The sequence below is a fragment of the Aquipseudomonas ullengensis genome, from assembly GCF_014174475.1.
GTDB classification, from domain to species: domain Bacteria; phylum Pseudomonadota; class Gammaproteobacteria; order Pseudomonadales; family Pseudomonadaceae; genus Aquipseudomonas; species Aquipseudomonas ullengensis.
The window spans coordinates 126,632-149,094 of sequence record NZ_JACJUD010000002.1 but is presented as its reverse complement, the minus strand read 5'-3'; the positions used below and the strand labels follow the sequence as shown (position 1 = coordinate 149,094).

Annotated in this window: 17 protein-coding genes; 8 read left to right on the top strand and 9 right to left on the bottom strand. The window is 64.7% G+C overall.

All coding sequences use genetic code 11. The annotated features are described in order from the left end of the window. Positions 1-175 precede the first annotated feature (175 nt). A complete protein-coding gene (locus H3H51_RS06155; RefSeq protein ID WP_183088170.1) occupies positions 176-1,351 on the bottom strand; it encodes an alpha/beta hydrolase in 1,176 nt (391 codons plus the stop codon). 109 nt (positions 1,352-1,460) lie between these two features. Then, positions 1,461-2,273, bottom strand: a complete 813-nt coding sequence (gene tcdA, locus H3H51_RS06150; RefSeq protein WP_183088169.1) for a tRNA cyclic N6-threonylcarbamoyladenosine(37) synthase TcdA — start codon at positions 2,271-2,273, stop codon at positions 1,461-1,463. A gap of 115 nt (positions 2,274-2,388) precedes the next feature. Here tcdA and H3H51_RS06145 point away from each other — a divergent pair, with 115 nt between their 5' ends. The 5 genes from H3H51_RS06145 to H3H51_RS06125 all read left to right on the top strand — a co-directional run bounded on the left by H3H51_RS06145 (position 2,389) and on the right by H3H51_RS06125 (position 8,738). Continuing rightward, positions 2,389-3,540 carry an iron-containing alcohol dehydrogenase gene (locus tag H3H51_RS06145; RefSeq protein ID WP_183088168.1) on the top strand — a complete coding sequence of 384 codons (1,152 nt, stop codon included), beginning with the start codon at positions 2,389-2,391 and terminating at the stop codon, positions 3,538-3,540. 177 nt (positions 3,541-3,717) lie between these two features. After that, positions 3,718-6,315 carry a glycosyltransferase gene (locus H3H51_RS06140; RefSeq protein WP_183088167.1) on the top strand — a complete coding sequence of 866 codons (2,598 nt, stop codon included), beginning with the start codon at positions 3,718-3,720 and terminating at the stop codon, positions 6,313-6,315. 96 nt (positions 6,316-6,411) lie between these two features. Then, positions 6,412-7,551: a succinyl-diaminopimelate desuccinylase gene (dapE, locus tag H3H51_RS06135; RefSeq protein WP_183088166.1), complete on the top strand. Its 1,140-nt coding sequence runs from the start codon at positions 6,412-6,414 to the stop codon at positions 7,549-7,551. Further along, the gene (locus H3H51_RS06130; RefSeq protein ID WP_183088165.1) at positions 7,548-8,354 is read left to right on the top strand and encodes a putative RNA methyltransferase; all 807 of its coding nucleotides are present in this window, start codon (positions 7,548-7,550) and stop codon (positions 8,352-8,354) included. Before dapE ends, H3H51_RS06130 begins: the two co-directional genes overlap by 4 nt. 12 nt (positions 8,355-8,366) lie before the next feature. Beyond that, a complete protein-coding gene (locus H3H51_RS06125; RefSeq protein ID WP_183088164.1) occupies positions 8,367-8,738 on the top strand; it encodes a hypothetical protein in 372 nt (123 codons plus the stop codon). Between the two features lie 210 nt (positions 8,739-8,948). On the opposite strand, the gene H3H51_RS06120 is transcribed toward H3H51_RS06125, so the two are convergent. The 5 genes from H3H51_RS06120 to H3H51_RS06100 all read right to left on the bottom strand — a co-directional run bounded on the left by H3H51_RS06120 (position 8,949) and on the right by H3H51_RS06100 (position 13,880). After that, entirely contained in the window at positions 8,949-9,158 is a 210-nt protein-coding gene (locus H3H51_RS06120; RefSeq protein WP_183088163.1) for a cold-shock protein, read from the bottom strand. A gap of 226 nt (positions 9,159-9,384) precedes the next feature. Next, positions 9,385-10,368, bottom strand: a complete 984-nt coding sequence (locus tag H3H51_RS06115; protein WP_183088162.1) for a DUF4340 domain-containing protein — start codon at positions 10,366-10,368, stop codon at positions 9,385-9,387. Positions 10,369-10,384: 16 nt separating this feature from the next. Then, positions 10,385-12,223: a GldG family protein gene (locus H3H51_RS06110; RefSeq protein WP_183088161.1), complete on the bottom strand. Its 1,839-nt coding sequence runs from the start codon at positions 12,221-12,223 to the stop codon at positions 10,385-10,387. A gap of 2 nt (positions 12,224-12,225) precedes the next feature. Then, the gene (locus H3H51_RS06105; RefSeq protein WP_183088160.1) at positions 12,226-12,960 is read right to left on the bottom strand and encodes an ABC transporter permease; all 735 of its coding nucleotides are present in this window, start codon (positions 12,958-12,960) and stop codon (positions 12,226-12,228) included. Further along, the gene (locus H3H51_RS06100; RefSeq protein WP_183088159.1) at positions 12,957-13,880 is read right to left on the bottom strand and encodes an ABC transporter ATP-binding protein; all 924 of its coding nucleotides are present in this window, start codon (positions 13,878-13,880) and stop codon (positions 12,957-12,959) included. Before H3H51_RS06100 ends, H3H51_RS06105 begins: the two co-directional genes overlap by 4 nt. A 223-nt stretch (positions 13,881-14,103) precedes the next feature. On the opposite strand from H3H51_RS06100, the gene plsB reads away from it, so the two are divergent. Further along, a complete protein-coding gene (gene plsB, locus H3H51_RS06095; RefSeq protein ID WP_183088158.1) occupies positions 14,104-16,590 on the top strand; it encodes a glycerol-3-phosphate 1-O-acyltransferase PlsB in 2,487 nt (828 codons plus the stop codon). A gap of 144 nt (positions 16,591-16,734) precedes the next feature. Beyond that, positions 16,735-17,412, top strand: a complete 678-nt coding sequence (locus H3H51_RS06090) for a DUF4197 domain-containing protein (RefSeq protein WP_183088157.1) — start codon at positions 16,735-16,737, stop codon at positions 17,410-17,412. A 57-nt stretch (positions 17,413-17,469) separates the two neighbouring features. On the opposite strand, the gene H3H51_RS06085 is transcribed toward H3H51_RS06090, so the two are convergent. Together H3H51_RS06085 and H3H51_RS06080 are read right to left on the bottom strand one after the other, a co-directional pair. Continuing rightward, positions 17,470-20,550: an efflux RND transporter permease subunit gene (locus H3H51_RS06085; RefSeq protein ID WP_183088156.1), complete on the bottom strand. Its 3,081-nt coding sequence runs from the start codon at positions 20,548-20,550 to the stop codon at positions 17,470-17,472. A 3-nt stretch (positions 20,551-20,553) separates the two neighbouring features. Continuing rightward, positions 20,554-21,657 (bottom strand): efflux RND transporter periplasmic adaptor subunit, encoded by a 1,104-nt coding sequence (locus H3H51_RS06080; RefSeq protein WP_183088155.1) that lies wholly within the window; start codon positions 21,655-21,657, stop codon positions 20,554-20,556. A gap of 93 nt (positions 21,658-21,750) precedes the next feature. On the opposite strand from H3H51_RS06080, the gene H3H51_RS06075 reads away from it, so the two are divergent. Then, positions 21,751-22,389, top strand: a complete 639-nt coding sequence (locus H3H51_RS06075) for a TetR/AcrR family transcriptional regulator (protein WP_183088154.1) — start codon at positions 21,751-21,753, stop codon at positions 22,387-22,389. Positions 22,390-22,463: the final 74 nt, after the last annotated feature.

Sequence of the window (22,463 nt, the reverse complement as noted above, 5' to 3'; positions counted from 1 at the left end):
CCGGCAGGCCGGGAAAGTGCGCGATTATACGGCTAGGTGGCGCCAGCCGCGGCAGATAAAAGCGCCCGAGCTGCCGTGCGGTCCCGATAACCGCCACCGTAGGAGCCAGCTTGCTGGCGATCCAGCCGGCAAAAGCATCGCCAGCAAGCTGGCTGCTACAGGCTGGATGGGTTGCCTAGGGCTTGCGCTGCAGGCTGGCCACCGGTTGTAACCACTGCTCGGCGGCCTGGTCCAACCAGGCCTGCGCCGCAGCCGAGTGGCGCACGCGGGCATCGAGGAAGGCCAAGCTGACCGCCTGCACGCTGGCCGCCTGACGGGGATCGAACGTCTCTTCCACACCTTGGCCATGCCCGGCACGACTGGCGAACACCTCGCCACCACGACCAGGGCCACCCGGCCCGCCGGGACCACCGCCCCCCGGACCACCTGCCCCGCTGCCTCCGGGTCCGCCACCTTCGCTACCGCGCGGCGGCTTGCCGCCTCTGCCCTCCCCTGGCGGCATGCCCGCGAGCGAACCACTGAGCAAGGCGTGGCTGGCCGACCGGCTGAGCAACTGATAGCTGCCCGCCACCTGCAACCCTTGCCACAGCTGCTGGCGGCGGCTTGGCGGGCTGACCCAGCTGAACGGGTCCTCGTCACGCGGGCCCGTCACCGCCAGCACGGATGTGGCAATCCGTGCAAAGCGCTGGGGGTCAGCCTGACTAGGTGCATAAGGGCTGAGCAGAATCACCGCCTGCGGCTGCCAACCGGCCGGCATCGGCTCCCGCGCATCACGCTCACCGGCCAGCGCAGCGGCGGTCTGCGCACCGAGGTCGAAGCCCGCCACTGCCACCGGCTTCAGCTCGACACCGGCAAACTCGCCCGCCTGGGCACGGCGCCGGACTTCGCCCAGCACCTGCTCAAGCACCTCGATACGCCCCTGCAATGCCGACGCCGCATAGCTACGCTGCGCCAGACCGTAGAACACCCCGGCCTGGGCCTCATTGCTGGAATAGATGGCCCGCCCATAACGCTTGGGCTGCACCGAAAGCACCGCATAGCCAGCCTCAGCCCAGGCGCGACGCCACTGCTCGCCAGCACGACTGCCCTCACCCAGGCCCGGCAGATAAACGATCAGCGGCGCCCCCTGAGCCTCGCGCGGGGCGAGCCAGCTGACCTCCACCGCCTCCTCACCCAGCATCCACAGCGCATCCCACCCCGTAACCGGTACATGGGCAGCCGGCTGATACGCCGCCTGCAGGTAAGGCTGCATGGCGTCGGCAGGGTTCGTTGGCGGTTCGGGATGTCCGGCACAGGCGGTCAGCAGACCGAGGCACAGCGGCAGGGCAAAACAGGGCAAGGCAAGGCGCATGGGCAGGCATCCACAATGGGGCGGCAATCTGGAGCGCCATGGTGCCAAAGCCGCCCGCGCCGATGGGTCAGCCCAAGGTAATGCCTGGGTAAAGAGCCTGATACAAAGCTCAGGCCGTCGGCGCCTGCCGCTCCGATGGGCGCCGCGCGCCGGCTACCAGCTTGTCGACGATCTTTGCCGCCGCGAGCATGCCGAAGCTGGCGGTGACCATCATTGCCGCACCGAAGCCGCCCGCGCAGTCCAGGCGTGTGCCTTCACCGGCAAACACCTTGGTCTGGCACACGCTGCCATCGGCCTGCGGATAGCGCAGCTGCTCGCGCGAGTAGACGCAGGTGATGCTGTAGGTGCGTCCCGGCGTACGCGAGAAGTTGTAGTCGCGGCGCAGCAACGAACGCACCTTGGCGATCAATGGGTCGTTGACGGTCTTGTTGAGGTCGGCGATCTCGATCATGGTCGGGTCGATCTGCCCGCCAGCACCGCCGGTGGCGACGACCTGGATCTTGCGCCGCTTGCACCAGGAGATCAGCGCTGCCTTGGCCGCCACGCTGTCGATGCAGTCGATCACCGCATCCAACTCCTCGGTGATGTACTCGGCCATGGTCTCGCGGGTGACAAAGTCGGCCACCGCGTGCACCACGCAAGCCGGATTGATCGCACGAATGCGCTCGGCCATGACCTCGACCTTGGCCTTGCCGATCGCCCCGGCCAACGCATGCACCTGACGGTTGGTATTGGTCACGCAGATGTCGTCCAGGTCGAACAGGGAAATCTCGCCCACACCGGAACGTGCCAGCGCTTCCGCTGCCCAGGAACCCACGCCGCCGAGCCCCACCACCGCCACATGCGCCGCCTGCAGGCGCTCCAGCCCTTGCACGCCGTACAAGCGGGCGATGCCGCCGAAACGCTGATCATCTGTTGCCATGCCACACACCTCGAAAACCGGCGGGCATTATATAAGTGCCGCGCGCCACTGCGCATGCCGGGCAGCGGACAAGCGCTTCGCTATAGTGCAGGGACAGTCCTGCGCGGAGCCGCTCATGCGCAACTTCAACTTCTACAACCCGACGCGCATCCTCTTTGGCGAAGGCCAGATCGCCAGCCTGGCCCAGCACATCCCTGCCGGCAGCCGGGTGCTGGTGACCCACGGCGGCGGCAGCATCTTCCAGAACGGTGTGTGGGAACAGGTAGAGCAGGCCCTGAGCAGTTACCCGGTGAGCCGCTTCGGCGGCATCGAAGCCAACCCGCAATACACCACCCTGCTGCGCGCCGTGGCACAGGCCAAGGCTGACGAAAGCAGTTTCATCCTGGCCGTCGGCGGCGGTTCGGTGATCGATGGCAGCAAATTCATCGCCGCCGCCTGCGCCTATTCGGGTGAGCCGTTCGACCTGCTCTGCGGCACCCGCGCCGAACAGGCGCTGCCCCTGGGCTGCGTGCTGACCCTGGCCGCCACCGGCTCCGAGAGCAACGGCAACGGCGTGGTCAGCCATGCCGAGCGCCAGCAGAAGCTACCGTTCTTCAGCCCGCTGCTGTTCCCGCGCTTCGCCATTCTCGACCCACGGACCACCTTCAGCCTGCCGCCTCGACAGATCGGCAACGGCGTGGTGGATGCATTCGTGCACACCCTGGAGCAGTACCTCACCTACCCGAGCGATGCGCCGCTGCAGGATCGCTATGCCGAAGGCCTGCTGCTGACCCTGATCGAGGAAGGACCCAAGGCCCTGGCCAACCCCGAGGACTACAACGTGCGCGCCAACCTCATGTGGTGCGCCACCCAGGCCCTCAATGGCCTGCTCGGCTGCGGAGTGCCACAGGACTGGGCCACCCATCTGATCGGCCACGAACTCACCGCCCTGTATCACCTCGACCACGCGCAGACCCTCGCCGTGATCCTCCCGGCACTGCTGGCCGAACGCCGCGACGCCAAGCACGCCAAACTGCTGCAATACGCCGAGCGGGTCTGGGGCCTGCGCAAGGGCAGCCCGGACGAGTGTGTGGATGCGGCCATCCACGCCACCGAAGCCTTCTTCCAGCGCATGGGCGTGGCCACGCGGCTGTCCGCTCATGGCCTGGATGCCGAGGCGATTCCTGAAGTACTGGCGCAGTTGCAGCGCCATGGCATGCTCGCCCTCGGCGAGCACCGCGACATCGACCTGGCCACCAGCGAACGCATCCTCCTGCGTGCCCTGTGAGGCCTCGGCCGAAGAACTAAATCCGCGCCCCGTGGATCAAAACCGCCAGCACCTGCAAAAGCCCGCCATTAGCGGCTCTAGCGGTGCTATACAGGTAATCGGCGGCGGAGTAGCATGCGCGCCGACCGGCGTTCGCCGGCCCTTTTTCGTTCCACCTTGCGGAACCAGACAATAGCTATGCCAACGCGCAAATTCGGTCTCAATCTGGTGGTTTTCGTGGCGATTGCCGCGCTGTTCACCGGTATCTGGGCGCTGTACAACCGCCCCGTCACTGCCCCGGACTGGCCGGAGCAGATCTCCGGCTTCTCCTTCTCGCCGTTCCGCGCCGGGCAAGACCCGCAGCGCAACATCTACCCGAGCGACGAGCAGATCCGCGCCGACCTCGAGCTGCTGAGCAAGCAGACCGACAGCATTCGCACCTACTCGGTGGACGGCAAGCTGGCGGACATTCCGCGCATCGCCGAAGAGTTCGGCCTGCGCGTGACCCTGGGCATCTGGATCAGCCCCGACGAAGAACGCAACGAACGCGAGATCGTCAAGGCCATCGAGATCGCCAACAACTCGCGCAGCGTGGTTCGCGTGGTGGTCGGCAACGAAGCGTTGTTCCGCCGTGAGATCACCCCCGAACACCTGATCGAGTACATCGATCGCGTGCGCGCCGCCGTCAAGGTGCCGGTGACCACCTCCGAACAGTGGCACATCTGGCAGGAATACCCGCAGCTGGCCAAGCACACCGACCTGGTCGCCGCCCACGTGCTGCCCTACTGGGAATTCGTGCCGATGGAGGACTCCACCGAGTTCGTCCTCGAGCGGGCCAAGGACCTGAAGAAACTCTTCCCGAAAAAACCGCTGCTGCTGTCCGAAGTCGGCTGGCCAAGCAACGGTCGCATGCGTGGCGGCGCCGACGCCTCCCAGGCCGACCAGGCGATCTACCTGCGCACGCTGGTCAACACGCTGAACGCCAAGGGTTACAACTACTTCGTCATCGAAGCCTTCGACCAGCCGTGGAAGGCCAGCGATGAAGGCTCCGTGGGCGCCTACTGGGGTGTGTACAACCTCGACCGCCAACCCAAGTTCGCCTTCGAAGGCCCGATCGTGGCCATTCCGCAGTGGCGCATGCTGGCCGTTGGCTCGGTGGTCCTGGCCCTGCTGGCCCTGGCCCTGATGCTGATCGACGGCAGCTCGCTGCGTCAGCGCGGCCGCACCTTCCTGACCTTCGTCGCCTTCGTCGGCGGTTCCGCCCTGGTGTGGATCGCCTACGACTACAGCCAGCAGTACAGCACCTGGTTCAGCCTGACCGTCGGCTGCCTGCTCGGGATCGGCGCCCTTGGCGTGTTCATCGTGCTGCTCACCGAGGCCCACGAGCTGGCTGAAACCGCCTGGACCCGCACCCGCCGCCGGCCGTTCCTGCCAGTGCTGACCGACACCGCCTACCGGCCGAAAGTGTCGATCCACGTGCCCTGCTACAACGAACCACCGGAGATGGTGAAACAGACCCTGGATGCCCTGGCCGCTCTGGACTATCCGGATTACGAAGTCATCATCATCGACAACAACACCAAGGATCCGGCGGTCTGGGAACCGGTACAGGCCTATTGCGAGCAGCTCGGCGAGCGTTTCCGCTTCTTCCACGTCGCACCGATCGAAGGCTTCAAGGGTGGCGCGCTGAACTACATCCTGCCGCACACCTCGCCGGATGCCGAAGTGATCGCGGTGATCGACTCCGACTACTGCGTCAATCCCAACTGGCTCAAGCACATGGTGCCGCACTTCGCCAACCCGGATATTGCCGTGGTGCAGTCGCCGCAGGACTACCGCGACGGCAACGAGAGCACCTTCAAGAAGCTCTGCTACGCCGAGTACAAAGGCTTCTTCCACATCGGCATGGTCACCCGTAACGACCGCGACGCGATCATCCAGCACGGCACCATGACCATGATCCGCCGTACCGTGATGGACGAGCTGAAGTGGGCCGACTGGACCATCTGCGAAGACGCCGAGCTGGGTCTGCGCGTGTTCGAGAAAGGCTATTCGGCCGCCTACGCCCACGACAGCTTCGGCCAGGGCCTGATGCCTGACACCTTCATCGATTACAAGAAGCAGCGTTTCCGCTGGGCCTACGGCGCCATTCAGATCATGAAAGGCCACGCCCGCAGTCTGTTCCGCGGCCAGGGCTCGGAACTGACCCGTGGCCAGCGCTACCACTTCATCGCCGGCTGGCTGCCGTGGATTGCCGATGGCCTGAACATCTTCTTCACCATCGGCGCCCTGCTCTGGTCGTCGGCGATGATCATCGTGCCCAACCGGGTCGACCCGCCGCTGCTGATCTTCGCCATCCCGCCGCTGACGCTGTTCTTCTTCAAGTTCGGCAAGATCATGTTCCTCTACCAGCGTGCGGTGGGTGTCGACCTGAAGCGTTCGTTCCAGGCGGCGGTGGCCGGTCTGGCGCTGTCGCACACCATCGCCAAGGCGGTGCTGTACGGCGCGTTCACCAAGACCATCCCGTTCTTCCGCACACCGAAGATGGCCAGCAACCACGGCATCGCGGTAGCCCTGGCGGAAGCACGCGAAGAGGTGTTCGTCATGCTCCTGCTGTGGGGTGCGGCCATCGGCATCAGCTTCGCCCAGGACATCCACAACGCCGACGTGCAGTTCTGGGTGGCAGCCCTGCTGGTGCAGTCGCTGCCGTACCTGGCGGCGCTGATCATGGCCCTGCTGTCGTCGCTGCCGAAACCGTCCGAAGCCCCGGCCGACGAGGCTGTGGCGCAGGCCTGAGTCACGCGTGGCCTGTCGAAACGGCGGCCCTGGGCCGCCGTTTTGCTTTAAGATGTGCGCCTTTTCCGCGCCCTGAGTGTTATCCGGAGTCGATCCATGCCCACCCTCTCCCCCACCCTCGAGCTTGCCTGCGACCTGATTCGTCGCCCATCCGTCACGCCGGTCGACGAAGGCTGCCAGGAGCTGATGATGCGCCGCCTGGCTGCCGTCGGCTTCGCGCTGGAGCCGATGCGGATCGAGGAGGTGGACAACTTCTGGGCCCACCGTGGCGGCGACGGTCCGGTGCTGTGTTTCGCCGGGCATACCGACGTGGTGCCGACCGGTCCGCTGCAATCCTGGCAGCACCAGCCGTTCGATGCGCTGATCGATGAACAGGGCATGCTCTGCGGCCGTGGCGCGGCCGACATGAAGGGCAGCCTGGCGTCGATGATCATCGCAGTGGAGCGCTTCGTCGCCGATCACCCGAACCACAAGGGCGCGATCACTTTCCTCATCACCAGCGACGAGGAAGGCCCGGCCCACCACGGCACCAAGGCCGTGGTCGAGCGCCTGCGCGAACGTGGCGAGCGCCTGGACTGGTGCATCGTCGGCGAACCGTCGAGCACCACCCTGGTCGGTGACATGGTCAAGAATGGCCGCCGCGGCTCCCTCGGATGCACCCTCACCGTGCGCGGCAAGCAGGGCCACGTGGCCTACCCGCACCTGGCCAAGAACCCCATCCACCTGGCCGCCCCAGCCCTGGCCGAATTGGCCGCCGAGCACTGGGACAACGGCAACGCCTACTTCCCGCCCACCAGCTTCCAGGTTTCCAACCTGAATTCCGGCACCGGCGCGACCAACGTGATTCCGGGTGAGCTGAAAGCGGTGTTCAACTTCCGTTTCTCCACCGAGTCGACGGTCGAAGGCCTGCAGCAGCGCGTGCGCGCCATCCTCGACAAGCACGGTCTGGACTACGAACTGGACTGGGCGCTGTCCGGCCTGCCGTTCCTCACCCAGCCGGGCGACCTGCTGGATGCCGTGGCCGCCGGGATCAAAACTGTGACCGGCCGCGAGACCACCCCCTCGACCTCCGGCGGCACTTCGGACGGGCGCTTCATCGCCACCCTGGGTACGCAAGTCGTCGAACTGGGCCCGGTCAACGCCACCATCCACCAGATCGACGAGCGCGTGCTGGCCAGCGACCTCGATGTGCTGACCGAAATCTACTACCAGACCCTGGTCAACTTGCTCGCATGAGTCTGACCTGCCCGATCTGCCAGGAGGCCCTGAGCCCCGTCGACAATGGCGTGGCCTGCCCGGCCAACCACCGTTTCGACCGTGCGCGCCAGGGTTACCTGAACCTGTTGCCGGTGCAGCACAAGAACAGCCGTGACCCGGGTGACAACGTGGCCATGGTCGAGGCCCGCCGGCGCTTTCTCGATGGCGGCCACTACGCGCCATTGGCCACGCGCTTGGCCGAGCTGGCTGCCGAGCGCAAGCCGCAGCGCTGGCTGGATATCGGTTGCGGCGAGGGCTACTACACCGCCCAGCTCGCCGAGCGCCTACCGGACGCCGATGGCTATGCCCTGGATATCTCCCGCGAGGCGGTCAAGCGCGCCTGCAAACGCGCCCCGCAGTTGAGCTGGCTGGTGGCGAGCATGGCCCGCGTGCCCCTGGCCGACGCCAGCTGCACCCTGCTGGCCAGCGTATTCAGCCCGCTGGACTGGCAGGAAGCGCTGCGCCTGCTCGCTCCCGGTGGCGGCCTGCTGCGCATGGGCCCGACCGGCGAGCACCTGATGGAACTACGGCAGAAGCTGTACGACGAGGTGCGCGACTATGATGACCAGAAGCACCTCGAACTGATTCCGCCCGGCATGCGCCTGGCCCACAGCGAAACCCTGCGCTTTGCCCTGCCGCTGACCAGCAGCCAGGCCCGCGCCGACCTGCTGGCCATGACCCCGCACGGCTGGCGCGCCAGCGCCGAACGCCGCGCGGCGGTGATCGCCGAAGACTTCGAAGTTACTGTCTCCATTCGCTACGATTGGATCGAGAAAATCTAGGGACACACACTGATGCGCCAACCCGATATCGAGATCTACCTCAAGGACGCCGATCACAAGGCCATCGCAGCCTGGCTAGGTGACGCCATCGGCCCCGTCAGCGAATGGCGCCAGCAGGGCCAGACCTACAAATGCCAGGCCGGCGATGTGCCGGTTACCTGGCTGCCGAAAGCCGTGGGCAAATGGCACAGCCTCTACCTGGAAAGCGCTGCCACGCCCTGGGCCGATGACCTGACCTGCGCCCGTGCTGCCTTCGCCGCGCTGAACGTGGAAGTACGCTGCGCACCGGGCGGCTGGGACGAAGAGGAAAGCGTGGAAACCGCCGACCGCTGGATTCGCCTCAGCAGCGATGGCGAAGAAGAGATCACCTGGCGTACCGACTGAACGCCGGTATCCGCACAAACAAAAGGCCCGTCACTGACGGGCCTTTTGCATCGAGCCGGTGAAGGGCTCAGGTCTTGTTTACGATTTCTTGAGCTAGAGCCAGGCAAGGCGAAATGGGGCGAGGGCGCGGAGTTTACGAGCTGTAAATGAGCAGCCCGAGCCCCATTTCAACGCAGCATGGCCGACGATCAAGAGATCGTAGACAGACTCTCAGACCTTGGATACGTCTTCCGCTTGAAGCCCCTTCTGGCCTTCGATCACGGAAAATTCGACCTGCTGGCCTTCTACCAGAGAGCGGTGACCTTCGCCACGGATGGCGCGGTAGTGGACGAATACATCCGCCCCGCTTTCGCGTTGAATGAAGCCATAGCCCTTGGAATCATTGAACCACTTGACGGTTCCGACCTCACGATCAGCCATTACCACTTCCCTCGACTCTCAATATTGTTTTAGTGCCCGGACGGGCCTCGACGATCGAACCAACGCTCTTCTTCTTGTTTCCGCTCCCGCCAGAACAGCAGGAAGCAGGTCATTTGAATGGCGTCCTTATGCGACCGCTCGTCGAGTATAAAACAAGCATTTGACTTGCCAAGTGATTTTTTAATACGAGCCAGAAGCCAATAACCACGGGGCTTTCAGCGATTTCTCAAGGCTTCTTGGTGAGCAGATCGGTCAGCTTTTTCGCCAGCATCTGGTACTGCGTCGGTTCCAGGCGATAGGCCCACGCGGACGTACCCGGCAGGCTCTGCGCATCGAAACCCTGAGCCTTGCCGAGCACCAGCCAGGGCTGCTCGGCCTGCACGAATACCTCGCCTTCGAGCGTGGCCCCGGCAAAGGTGGACAGGCTGAAACGCAACGCAGGCTTGCCCTTGAAGCCGATCTGGCTGAGCGGTGCTACCTCGTTGAACTGCAGGTCGGTGAAGGGCAGCGCGCTGCCATTGGCGATGGACGCGAAGGCCAACTGGTGGTTCTTCGGTAAGCCTCGCACCTGCAAATCCGGCTCCTGCGCGCTGCTGCGACACAGGCTCAGCACCTCGCCCTGCGGGTAACGCAGGGTCAGCTCGCGCACCGTGGCGAAGGGAATCGCACTGACCCGTCGATCCAGCCATTGCAGCTCGGTGGCAGGCAGCTCGACGCGCTGGTCGACCAGCCAGCTCTGCTGTTCATCCGCGCGACGCACCAGTTGCCCGCCCTGCTGCCCCGGCTTGCCGATCAGCAGCGCCGTGGGCACCGCTCCCGCCTGCTCCAGGCTGAGGCGTATTGCCTGGCCTTCGGCACCGTCCTTTTCATCCAGCTCGAGTTGCGCGAACAGCGCGGGATTGGCCGTACGTGGCGCAACCTTGTGCGCCGCCAGCAGCGCCCGCAACAACGCGGACACCGCCGCCTGATCCGCCGGGTAGTCGGCCTTGGCCGGTAGCACCCAGCCCTGCTCGCGCCGCTCCAGACGCACCAGTGGCTGACCCGGACGACGCACCTCGATGGCGGTGATCGTGGCCGCCTGCCCTTGCAAGGCAGGCAACCAGGGCTGGATCACGGCAGCCGGCGGCACCTCCAGCGGCCGGTTGAACCACCAACCGGCAGACAGCGCCACCAGCAGCAAGGCCAGGGCAATCAGGCTCTGACGCGGCATGCCTACCCTGCCCGCCTCAACCGTGACGGCGGCGGCGCCACAGCCACAGCGCCAATACACCAAGGGTCAGCAACAGCGGCACCAGGGCGATGTTGACGAATTTGAGCACGCGGCCCAGGTCCTCGATCTTGGCGTTGAGCTGGTAGCGCACTTCACGCAGTTCCTTGCGGATGCGCACCTTCTCGTCGACGAACTGCTGCACCGCGGTCTGCTGCTCCGGCGTCAGCTCCAGGGCTTTGCTCGGGTCCTGCTGTTGCAGGGCGGCGAGCTTCTGCTCGGTCTCGGCCAGGCGCTTCTGCAGTGCCTCTTCCTTGACCCGGAATTGCGCCTCGGCATCACGCTGCAGCGCCTCGACCACCTCGAACGGACGGCTGAAGCGACCACGCGAGCGCACACTGATCAACGCATCGCTGCCGGCCAGGTTGTCCAGGGCATTGATGGCGAACGCGGCGTTGTCAGCGAACGGCTGCGGCACGCGCTGGCCGAAGAAGTCCTGCACCTGCACCCACATGCGGTCGGTGAGCAGGTCGGTATCGGCCACGGCGATCACGTTGATGTTGTCGGCGGACTTGAGGCCGTCCTTCTGCCCCTCGATGCCGTTGGGGAAGGCGCTCTGCACCGGGCCACTGATGCGTGCGGCAATCGCATAACGCTCGCCGGTCGGCTGCAGGTCGCGGATCAGCACTTCGGGATTGGCCAGCGTAGCGAAGCGCTCGGCGTCGAACGGCATGGCGTATTCCGAACTCTGCAGCAGCGGGGTGAAGTGGGTCTTGGTTCCTTCCAGCGGCTCGAGGATGCCGCTGGTGGCGACGTTGATGTGTTCCAGGCCGGCGGTACTGACATCCTCCTGATTCAGCGCGCGTTGCGGCAGGCCGAGCCAGCCAGGGTGGCGCACGGCGCGCTGCTCCGCGCCCTGACCCATGCCCACCGACATGGCGTAGGAGCCGTCACCCAGTACCTTGTCCGGCACCATGCGCAGGCCCCAGGCCTTGAACAGTGGTTCCAGCTCGCTGGCCTTACCGGCCTCGTCACCCGGCAGCATCGGCATGCCGCTGTCGACCTCGCTGTACGGGTCGACGAACACCAGCAGCTTGCCGCCGCGCAGGACGAACTGGTCGATGGCATACAGGGTCGGTTGCGGCAGGTTCTTCGGGTGCACCAGCAGCAGCACCGAGACTTCGTCCGGGATCTTGTCGAGGCCGGCCTTGAGGCTGTCGATCTTGAACAGCTGGCGCACCTCTTCCATGAACATCCAGGGCGCCATCGGCTGACGGCTGGCCATGTCGAAGCCGCCATTGATCGACAGCCCGGACAACAGGCCGATCACCGGCCGCTGCGGCTTGGCCAGGCCCTGCACCAGCTGGCTGAGCTGGTATTCGAGGAACTCTTCCTGATCCATCGGGAAGAACGGGATGATCTGCTTGCCATCGGTGGCATTGGTACCGGCCAGGCCGAAGTAGATCTGCTCGCCACCCTGGCTTGCCGGTACGGCTTGCAGGCCAAAGCTGGCGGCCTTGTCTTCCTCTTCGGAGAACGGCTCGGGGTCGATGATGTGCAGCTTGATCTTGCCACCCGCCTGACGCTCGTAGGCCTTGAGCATTTCCTCGACGCGCGCGGCGTAGTTGCGCAGCACGGCCAGGTCACGGGCCGACTTGTCGGAGTAGAAGAAGTACAGGTCGATCGGCTCTTCGATCTCGGCGAGGATCTGCTTGGTGCCCTCGGAGATGGTGTAGAGCTTCTGGTCGGTCAGGTCGAGACGGGCATTGGTCAGCGCCAGCCCGGAGAACAGGTTGAACGCCAGGAAGGCCAGGGCCACCAGCAACAGGCCGGCGCCGGAATACATCAGCTTCTTCATTTTCAGTCAGCCTTCTTCAGATCGACCACGATGGCGGTCGCAGCCAACCACGCAGCCATCAGGGTGATGAAATACAGCAGGTCGCGCAGGTCGATAACGCCTTTGCTGATGGCTTCGAAACGGGTCAGGAAGCTCAGCGAGGCCACCGCATCGAGCAGCCATTGCGGCGCCCAGCCGCTAAAGGCATCCAGCACCATGGGGAAACCGCTGACGATGAACAGGAAGCAGGCGCTGACCGCGAGGATGAAGGCGATCACCTGGTTCTTGGCCAGGGCCGACATGCACGAACCGATGGCCAGGTAGGAACCGGCCAGCAGCCAGCTACCGATGTAGCCGGTGACGATGGCGCCGTTGTCCGGCTGCCCCAGGTAGTTGACCGTGATCACCATCGGGAAGGTCAGCAGCAGCGCCAGACCAGCGAATACCCAGGCCGCGAGGAACTTGCCGGTGACCGCTTCGAAGCGGGTAATCGGCAGGGTCATCAGCAGCTCGATGGAGCCGGACTTGCGCTCCTCCGCCCACAGGCGCATGGCCAGGGCCGGCACCAGGAACAGGTAGAGCCAGGGGTGGAAATTGAAGAAAGCCTTGAGATCGGCCTGCTCGCCTTCGAAGAAGCCACCCATGTAGAAGGTGAACACCCCCGACAGCACCAGGAATATCAGGATGAACACATAGGCCAGCGGCGTGGCGAAGTAGCTGGCCAGCTCGCGTTTGAAAATCACCGGCAACTGCTTCATGCCGCTTCTCCTCGGGTCAGGCTGCGGAATACTTCGTCGAGGCGACCGCGCTCCACATCCAGTTCCTTGATGGTCCAGCCGCGCTGGCGGATCAGTTCGTTGACCTGCGGGAAGATCACCTCACCCGGCTTGGCCAGCAGGGTCAGGCTGTGCTCCGTGGGGTTTTCCTCGATGCCGATGACACCCGGCAGGGCGGCCAGGGCCGCCTGGTCGAGGGCGCCGTCACTGACCAGGGTCACCGCCTGGTGGTAGCGCGAGCGGCTTTCCAGCTCCAACGGCGTGGCATCGGCCACCAGCTTGCCGGCGGCGATCACCACCGCGCGTGTGCACACGGCGCTGACCTCTTCGAGGATATGGGTGGAGATGATCACGATCTTGTCGCGGGCCAGGCTCTGGATCAGCTGGCGCACCTGGTGCTTCTGGTTCGGGTCGAGGCCGTCGGTGGGCTCGTCGAGGATCAGCACCTTGGGATCATGCAGGATCGCCTGGGCCAGGCCGACCCGGCGCTTGAAGCCCTTGGACAGGGTCTCGATGCTCTGCTCCAGCACCTTGTCCAGCTCCACCTGGGCCGCCGCGCGCAGCACCCGCTCGCGCTTCTCGGCGCCACGAAAGCCGCGGATCTCGGCGATGAATTCGAGGAAGCCGCGTACCGTCATGTCGCCATAGCAGGGCGCGCCTTCGGGCAGGTAGCCGATCTGCTGCTGGGCCTTGAGGGTCTGGCTCTGCACGTCGAAGCCGAGAACGCTCGCGCTACCGGATGTCGGTGCGAGAAAGCCGGTGAGCATCTTCATGGTGGTGGATTTGCCGGCGCCGTTAGGGCCGAGAAAGCCCAGCACTTCCCCCTGCTGGACTGTGAAGCTCAGGCCGTCGACGGCCGTGTGCCCGGAAAAACGCTTGGTCAGGTTTCTTATTTCGATCATGGCCTCTCACCGTCGCGATAAAGGCCCGCCTGGCTGACATGCAGCACTCGAACGGGCCACACAAATGCCGGCCGGACTATAAGGAGCCGACCGCTGGCTTAGCAAGACAGCGCAAGTTGCAGAAAGTTGCAGCTATTTTCGTCGCATCCACGCAAGCGAACGGTTTTGCTGCCGGGCCAGCGATACGGCAAACTAGCGACCCCGTCATACCCGCAGAAGTCTTATGACCCGTTCGCCCTTTCGCCGTCTCGTTTTTGGTGCCCTGCGCCGCGTCCTGTACCTCTGGGTGCGTTCGGAAACCATCAACCAGTCCGCCTTCACCCTCAAGCTCGATCGCAGCAAGCCGGTGTTCTACGTGCTGCAGCAACCCTCGGCGAGCGACCTGGCGGTGGTCGATACGGAATGCACCAAGGCCGGCCTGCCGCGCCCGGTGTTGCCGGTGGCGATCGGTGAGCAGGTCGAACCCGCTGCCTTCTTCTACCTGACCCCCGAGCCGGGCTGGTTTGGCGGCCATGACAAGCGCGGCGCGCCGCCAATGCTGATCCGCACCCTCGCCGCACTCGACCGCAATGCCGTGGAAGACGCGCAGATCGTCCCGGTCAGCGTGTTCTGGGGCCAGTCGCCGGACCGCGAGACCAGCCCGTGGAAACTGTTGTTCGCCGACAGCTGGGCCGTCACCGGCCGGCTGCGCAAGTTGGTCAGCATCCTGATTCTCGGCCGCAAGACCCGCGTGCAGTTCTCCGCACCGATCCACCTGCGCGAGCTGCTGGCTCAGGACAAGGGCCTGGAGCGCACCCAGCGCATGGTCCAGCGCATCCTGCGCGTGCACTTTCGCAACCAGAAAACCGCGGTCATCGGCCCGGACGTGTCGCACCGGCGCAACCTGGTCAAAGGCCTGGTCCACGGCCCGCAAGTGCGCCAGGCGATCATCGAAGAAGCCGAGCGCGAGAAGATCAGCGTGGCAAAAGCCGAGGCCCAGGCCCTGCGCTACGGCAACGAGATCGCCTCGGACTACACCTACACCGCCATCCGCTTCCTTGAAGTGGTGCTGAGCTGGTTCTGGAACAAGCTGTACGAAGGCATCCAGGTCAACCATATCGACGCCGTGCGCGACGTGGCCCACGGCAACGAGGTGATCTATGTGCCCTGCCACCGCAGCCACATCGACTACCTGCTGCTGTCCTACCTGCTGTTCCGCAACGGCCTGACCCCGCCGCACATTGCCGCGGGGATCAACCTCAACATGCCGGTGATCGGCAGCCTGCTGCGTCGCGGCGGTGCCTTCTTCATGCGCCGCACGTTCAAGGGCAACCCGCTGTATACCGCTGTATTCAACGAGTACCTGCACACCCTGTTCAGCCGCGGCTTCCCGGTGGAGTACTTCGTCGAAGGCGGCCGGTCGCGCACCGGGCGCATGCTGCAGCCGAAGACCGGCATGCTGGCCATTACCCTGCGCAGCTTCCTGCGCTCCAACCGCCTGCCGGTGGTGTTCGTGCCGGTCTACATCGGCTACGAGCGCGTACTGGAGGGCCGCACCTACCTCGGCGAACTGCGTGGCGCGGCGAAGAAGAAAGAGTCGATCTTCGACATCTTCAAGGTCATCAGCGCCATCCGCAAACAGCGCTTCGGCAGCGTCTGGGTCAACTTCGGCGAACCGATCAAGCTGGCCGAGTTCCTCGACCAGGAGCAGCCGGACTGGCGCAGCCAGGACTACGGCACGCAGTTCCGCCCGGACTGGCTGAACGCCACCACCAACCGCCTCGGCGAGCGCGTGGCCCAGCACCTCAACGAGGCCGCAGCGGTCAACCCGGTCAACCTGGTGGCCCTGGCACTGCTCTCCACCAGCAAGCTGGCGCTGGATGAAAAAGCCCTGGCGCGCGTGCTCGACCTGTACCTGGCGCTGCTGCGCCAGGTGCCCTACTCGCCCCACGCGACCCTGCCAGAAGGCGACGGCCAGGCGCTGATCGGCTACGTGCAGAGCATGGACCTGCTGGCCGAACAGAAGGACGCGCTGGGCAAGATCCTCTACCTGGACGAGCAGAACGCTGTCCTGATGACCTACTACCGCAACAACGTGCTGCACATCTTTGCCCTGCCGGCGCTGCTGGCGAGCTTCTTCCAGAGCAGCTCGCGGATGAGCCGCGAACAGATCCTGCGCTACACCAGTGCGCTGTATCCGTACCTGCAATCCGAGTTGTTCATCCGCTGGTCGCGCGAGGAGCTGGAAGGCGTGGTCGACCAGTGGCTGACCGCCTTCGTTGAACAGGGCCTGCTGCGCCGCGAGGAAGACGTCTACATCCGCCCGGCACCGAGTTCGCGCCAGTTCGTCCTGCTCACCCTGCTGGCCCGCGCCATCGTGCAGACCCTGCAGCGCTTCTACATGGCCACCGCCCTGCTAAGCAACGCCGGGCAGAACGTGCTGTCGGCCGAGGAGCTGGAGAACCTCTGCGTGGTCATGGCCCAGCGCCTGTCGATCCTGCATGGCCTGAACGCCCCGGAGTTCTTCGACAAGAGCCTGTTCCGCCACTTCATCCAGACCCTGCTCGACGAAGGCGTGCTGCGCCAGGACAGCGCCGGCAAGCTCAGCCATCACCCGCAGCTGGCCGAACTGGCCGAAGGTGCGGCCAAGCGCGTACTGCCAGCGGAGCTACGTCTGTCGATCCGCCAGGTGGCGCTGGAGCGTGAAGAAGAAAAGGACGAGCCGGCCTGAAGGCTGGCTCCGCCCACACCCAACAAGGCCGCCCCATGCGGCCTTGTTGTTTTTAACGCGACAACGGCGCCTGGCACGGCCGATTGGCTGTGCCGCCCGGCTCCGTTAAGCTCGCGGCACTTTCTACCGTAAAAGGATGTCCCCATGCTTCGCCTTACCGCCCTCGTTGCCGGCCTGGCCCTTTGCACCAGCGCCTTCGCCCTGTCCCTTGCCGACCTGAGCCAGAGCGATGCCAGTGGCGGCCTCAAGGATGCCCTGACCCAGGGCGCGCAGATCGCCGTCAAGCAACTCGGAAAACCCGGTGGCTTCAGCAACAACGACGACGTGCGCATCGAGCTGCCGGGCAAGCTCGGCAAGGCCGCCAGCACCATGAAGATGATGGGCATGGGCGCCCAGGTCGAACAGCTCGAAGCGAGCATGAACAAGGCCGCCGAAGCCGCCGTGCCACAAGCCCAGGTGATCCTGGTGGATGCGGTGAAGAAAATGACCGTGCAGGACGCCAAGGGCATCCTCGCTGGCGCCGATGATTCCGCCACCCAGTACCTGAACAAGACCAGCCGCGAGCAGATCCGCGCCAAGTTCCTGCCCATCGTCAAGCAGGCCACCGACCAGGTCGGCCTGGCCAAGCAGTACAACAGCTTCGCCGGCCAGGCCGCCGCTTTCGGCGTGGTCGACGCCAAAAGCGCCAACGTCGAGAACTACGTAACCGAACAGGCGCTGGACGGCCTGTTCAAGATGATCGCCGAGCAGGAAGCCGGCATCCGCCAGAACCCCGCCGGCGCTGCCACCAGCCTGGCCAAGAAGGTGTTTGGCGCGCTCTGAGCCGCACCGCAGCAGGCATAAAAAAGCCCGGCATCTGCCGGGCTTTTTTGTGGGCGGTTACTGCGGTCTGGCTTCCGTTTCCTTGACCCGGAACCAGGTCGCGTACAGCGCCGGCAGGAATAGCAGGGTCAGCGCCGTGGCGACGATCAGACCACCCATGATGGCCACGGCCATCGGCCCGAAGAACACGCTGCGCGACATCGGGATCATCGCCAGCACCGCCGCCAGGGCGGTCAGCACGATGGGCCGGAAGCGCCGCACGGTGGCTTCGATGATGGCGTGCCAGCGATCCTGACCGGCGGCGATGTCCTGCTCGATCTGGTCGACCAGGATCACCGAGTTACGCATGATCATCCCCGACAGGGCGATGGTACCGAGCATGGCGACGAAGCCGAACGGCTGCTGGAACAGCAGCAGGAACAGGGTCACACCGATCAGCCCCAATGGCGCGGTGAGGAACACCATGGCGGTGCGCGACATGCTTTTGAGCTGCAGCATCAGCAAGGTCAGCACCACCAGGATGAACAGCGGGATGCCGGCGTTCACCGACTTCTGCCCGCGCCCCGAGTCCTCCACCGTGCCACCCACTTGCAGCAGATAACCACTGGGCAGTGAGGCACGAATCGGCTCCAGGGTCGGCATGATCTGCTTGACCAGGCTGGCGGCCTGCTCGCCGCCGTAAATATCGCCGAGGATAGTGACGGTCGGCAGGCGGTCGCGACGCCAGATCACGCCCTCCTCGAAGCCGTATTCCAGGGTGGCGATCTGCGACAGGGCCACACTCTGGCCGCTGCTGGTGGGTACCGACAGGCTCGGCAACTGCTCAAGCTGCTGGCGCTCGCGGATGGTGCCGCGCAGGAGGATCTCGATCAGCTCGTTGTCCTCGCGGAACAGGCTGACACTGGAGCCGGTCAGCGAACTCTGCAGGAACTTCGACAGGTCGGAACTGCTCACGCCCAGGGCCCGCGCGCGCTCCTGATCGATGTTCAGGTAGACCACCTTGCTCGGCTCTTCCCAGTTCAGGTGCACGTTGGATACGTGGGTATTCTCACGCACCTTGGCGGCCACCTGGCGGGCGATGGCGCGCACCTCGTCGATGTGCTCACCACTGACCCGCAGCTGGATCGGGAAGCCCACGGGCGGGCCGTTCTCCAGGCGTGAGACGCGGGTGCGAGTGAAGGGGAAGTCCTCGTTCATCACCCCGATCAGCCAGGTACGCAGCTTTTCGCGGTCCTCGATGCTCTTGGACAGGATGACGAACTGGGCAAAACGGGTAGCGGCCAGTTGCTGGTCCAGCGGCAGGTAGAAGCGCGGCGAGCCATTGCCGACGTAGGCCACGTAGTTTTCGATGCCGGGATGATCCTTGAGCTTGGCTTCCAGGCGCTTGACCTGCTCCTCGGTAGCCTTAAGCGACGAGCCCTCGGTGAGTTTGATGTCGACCATCAGCTCCAGGCGCCCGGAGGCCGGGAAGAACTGCTGCGGCACGAAGCGAAACAACGCCAGGGACACGATGAACAGGCCGACGGTCACCAGAATCACGGTCTTGCGCCGGCGCACGCACCATTCCACCACTTCGCGTACGGTCTGGTAGAAAGTGGTCGAGTACGGGTCATGCCCCTCTGGGTTGCCGCCATGTTTCTTCGCATGCAGCTTGGCCAGGTCCGGCAACAGGCGATCACCCAGGTACGGCACGAACACCACCGCCGCGACCCAGGACACCAGCAGTGCAATGGTCACCACCTGGAAGATCGAGCGGGTGTATTCGCCGGTACCCGATTGCGCAGTGGCGATCGGCAGGAAGCCAGCGGCAGTGATCAGGGTGCCGGTGAGCATCGGGAAGGCCGTACTGGTCCAGGCGAAACTGGCCGCCCGGAAGCGGTCGTAACCCTGCTCCATCTTGATCGCCATCATCTCCACGGCAATGATCGCGTCGTCCACCAGCAGCCCCAGCGCCAGCACCAGCGCGCCGAGGGAAATCTTGTGCAGGCCGATGCCGAAGTAGTTCATCAGGGTGAAGGTCATCGCCAGCACCAGCGGGATGGACAGCGCCACCACCAGGCCGGTACGCAGGCCGAGGGAGAAGAAGCTGACCAGCAGCACGATGATCAGCGCTTCGGCCAGCACCTGAACGAACTCGCCCACGCCGGTCTTCACCGCCGCCGGCTGGTCAGACACCTTGTGCAGCTGCATGCCCACCGGCAAGTCCTGCTGCGTACGGGCGAACTCCTGCTCCAGCGCTTCACCCAGCGCCAGGATGTCGCCGCCGGCTTTCATCGATACGGCAATGCCGATGGCATCCTCGCCCATGAAGCGCATGCGCGGCGCCTGCGGGTCGTTGAAGCCACGATGGACCTCGGCGACGTCGCCGAGGCGGAAGGTGCGATCACCGATGCGCATGGGGAAATTGCGAATCTGCTCGACCGTCTGGAAACGCCCGGACACGCGCAGCTGTACGCGGTCGGTCGGCGTCTCAAAGAAGCCCGAGTAGGCCACCGCGTTCTGCTCATCCAGCGCCTGCTGCACGGCCGCTAGCGGCAGACCAAGGGTCGCCAGCTTGGTGTTGGACAGCTCGATCCAGATCTTCTCGTCCTGCAGGCCGAGCAGCTCGACCTTGCCCACGTCCTTGACCCGCTGCAGTTGCAGCTGCAGGCGGTCGGCGTAGTCCTTCATCACCGCGTAGTCGAAGCCTTCGCCGGTGAGGGCATAAATGTTGCCGAAGGTGGTGCCGAATTCGTCGTTGAAGAACGGCCCGCGAATACCCGGCGGCAGGGTGTGGCGGATGTCGCCCACCTTCTTGCGCACCTGGTACCAGAGGTCGGGGATGTTCTTGGAAATAATGTTGTCGCGGGCCATGAAGGTGACCACCGACTCGCCCGGGCGCGAATAGGAGCTGATGAACTCGTAGTCACCGGTCTCCATCACCTTCTTTTCGATGCGTTCGGTGATCTGCCGGGAGACTTCCTCGGCGGTGGCGCCCGGCCAGTCGACACGCACGACCATGGCCTTGAAGGTGAACGGCGGATCCTCGCTCTGGCCCAGCTTGGTGTAGGACAGCGCGCCGATCACGGCCAGGACGATCATCAGGTAGCGGACGATGCTGCGGTTGCGCAACGCCCATTCGGACAGGTTGAAGGACATGGCTTACTCCTTGCCCGCCAGTGCGACCGGACGGTTGTCGCGATCCACCGGACGCACTTGCTGCCCGTCGAGCAGTACATGCACCCCGGCCGCCACGACCCAGTCATCCTCCTTCAAACCTTGCAACACGGAAGCCCGCTCCTGGCCATAAGCGCCAACCAGCACCGGGGTGCGCACCACCTTGCCGCTCTTGGGGTCGACGACCCAGACGAAGGGTTTGTCCTTCTCCGCACTCAGCGCCGACATCGGCACCGACAGCGGCACCTCGCCATCGGCCTTGATCGACACGCGCGCACTCTGGCCCAGCTCGGCCTTGACCTTGCCGTCGGCGAAGGTCACTCGCGCGGCGAAAGTGCGCGACTGCGCATCGGCCGCCGGCGACAGTTCACGGATGCTCCCGGGGAATTGCTTGCCCGGTTGCGACCACAGCTCGACGCTGACCGCCTGGCCGATGCGGAAACGCTCGAAGGCGTGCTCCGGCAGGCTGATCAGCACTTCACGCTCGCCATCGGCGGCCAGAGTGAAAACGGTCTGCCCGGCCGCCACCACCTGCCCGACTTCACCCAGGCGACGGGAAATCACGCCGGCCTGGGTCGCGCGCAGCACGGAGTAGCCGGCCTGGTTATTGGCCACGTTGAACTCGGCCTTGATCTGCTTGACCCGCGCTTCGCCGGCTCGGTACTGGTTTTCCACGTTGTCGAACTGCGAGCGGCTGATCATCTGCCGCTCCAAGAGGGTGTGGTAGCGATCACGCTCGGCACGCACCAGCTTGAGGTTGGCCTCGGCGGCAGCAACCTGGGCACGCGCGGCCTCCAGTTGCAGCTTGACGTCTTCCGGGTCCAGTTCGGCCAGCGGCTGATCCTTGCGCACGCGGTCACCGGCATCCACCAGGCGCTTGCTGATCTTGCCGCCGATGCGGAAGGCCAGCTCAGACTCGAAGCGCGCACGCACTTCACCCGGATAGGTATCCACTGCATCCCCCGCCGGCAGCGGGTGCACCACCATGGCCGGACGAGGTGGCGGGGCCACGGGTTCGCTGTTGCCACAGGCAACCAACAGGGTGATCAGGCTGACGGGCACAGCGAGGGACAGGGCATGGCGGAACATGGTGAATGACCTTTCGCAAAGAATGCTTGGAATACTTATACTGAGCGGTATAGTAAAAATAGCAAACTCACCAGTCCAGTATTAAAACGCGAAATGTCCAACAAACTGTTACAACCCAGCAGCGGCCCCGGACGGCCCAAAGACCCAGCCAAGCGACTTGCCATCCTCGAGGCCGCCAAGCGCCTGTTCATGAGCAAGGGTTATGAGGGCAGCAGCATGGACGCCATCGCCGCCGAAGCCGGCGTTTCCAAACTCACGGTGTACAGCCACTTCACCGACAAGGAGACGCTGTTCGCCTGCGCGGTGGAAGCCAAATGCGAGGAACAGCTGCCACCGCTGTACTTCGAACTGCGTGCCGACACGCCCATCGATACGGTGCTGTTGGCCATCGGTCGCGGCTTCAATACGTTGATCAACAGCGACGAGTCGATTGCCATGATGCGCCTGGTGACGACCCAGGCCGCGCAGAGCCCGCAGATGTCACAGCTGTTCTACGATGCCGGCCCCCACCGCATGCTGATGGCCATGGAACACCTGCTGGAACAGGCCAATCGAATTGGCCAGTTGCGCGTCAAGCATCCCCAGCGCGCAGCCGAGCACTTCTTCAGCCTGATCAAGGGCGGCTGCAACTTCCGCCGCATGATCGGCTGCAACGAGCCGGCCGACGGCCAGACGGACGACGAGCACGTGCAGGAAGTGGTGAGCCTCTTTATCCGCGCTTATCACCCCTGAGTTTGCGCCGAACATGAAAAAGGCCAGCACCTTGCGGTGACTGGCCTTTTTCTTTGCGCGCTGGCGGTAGAGTC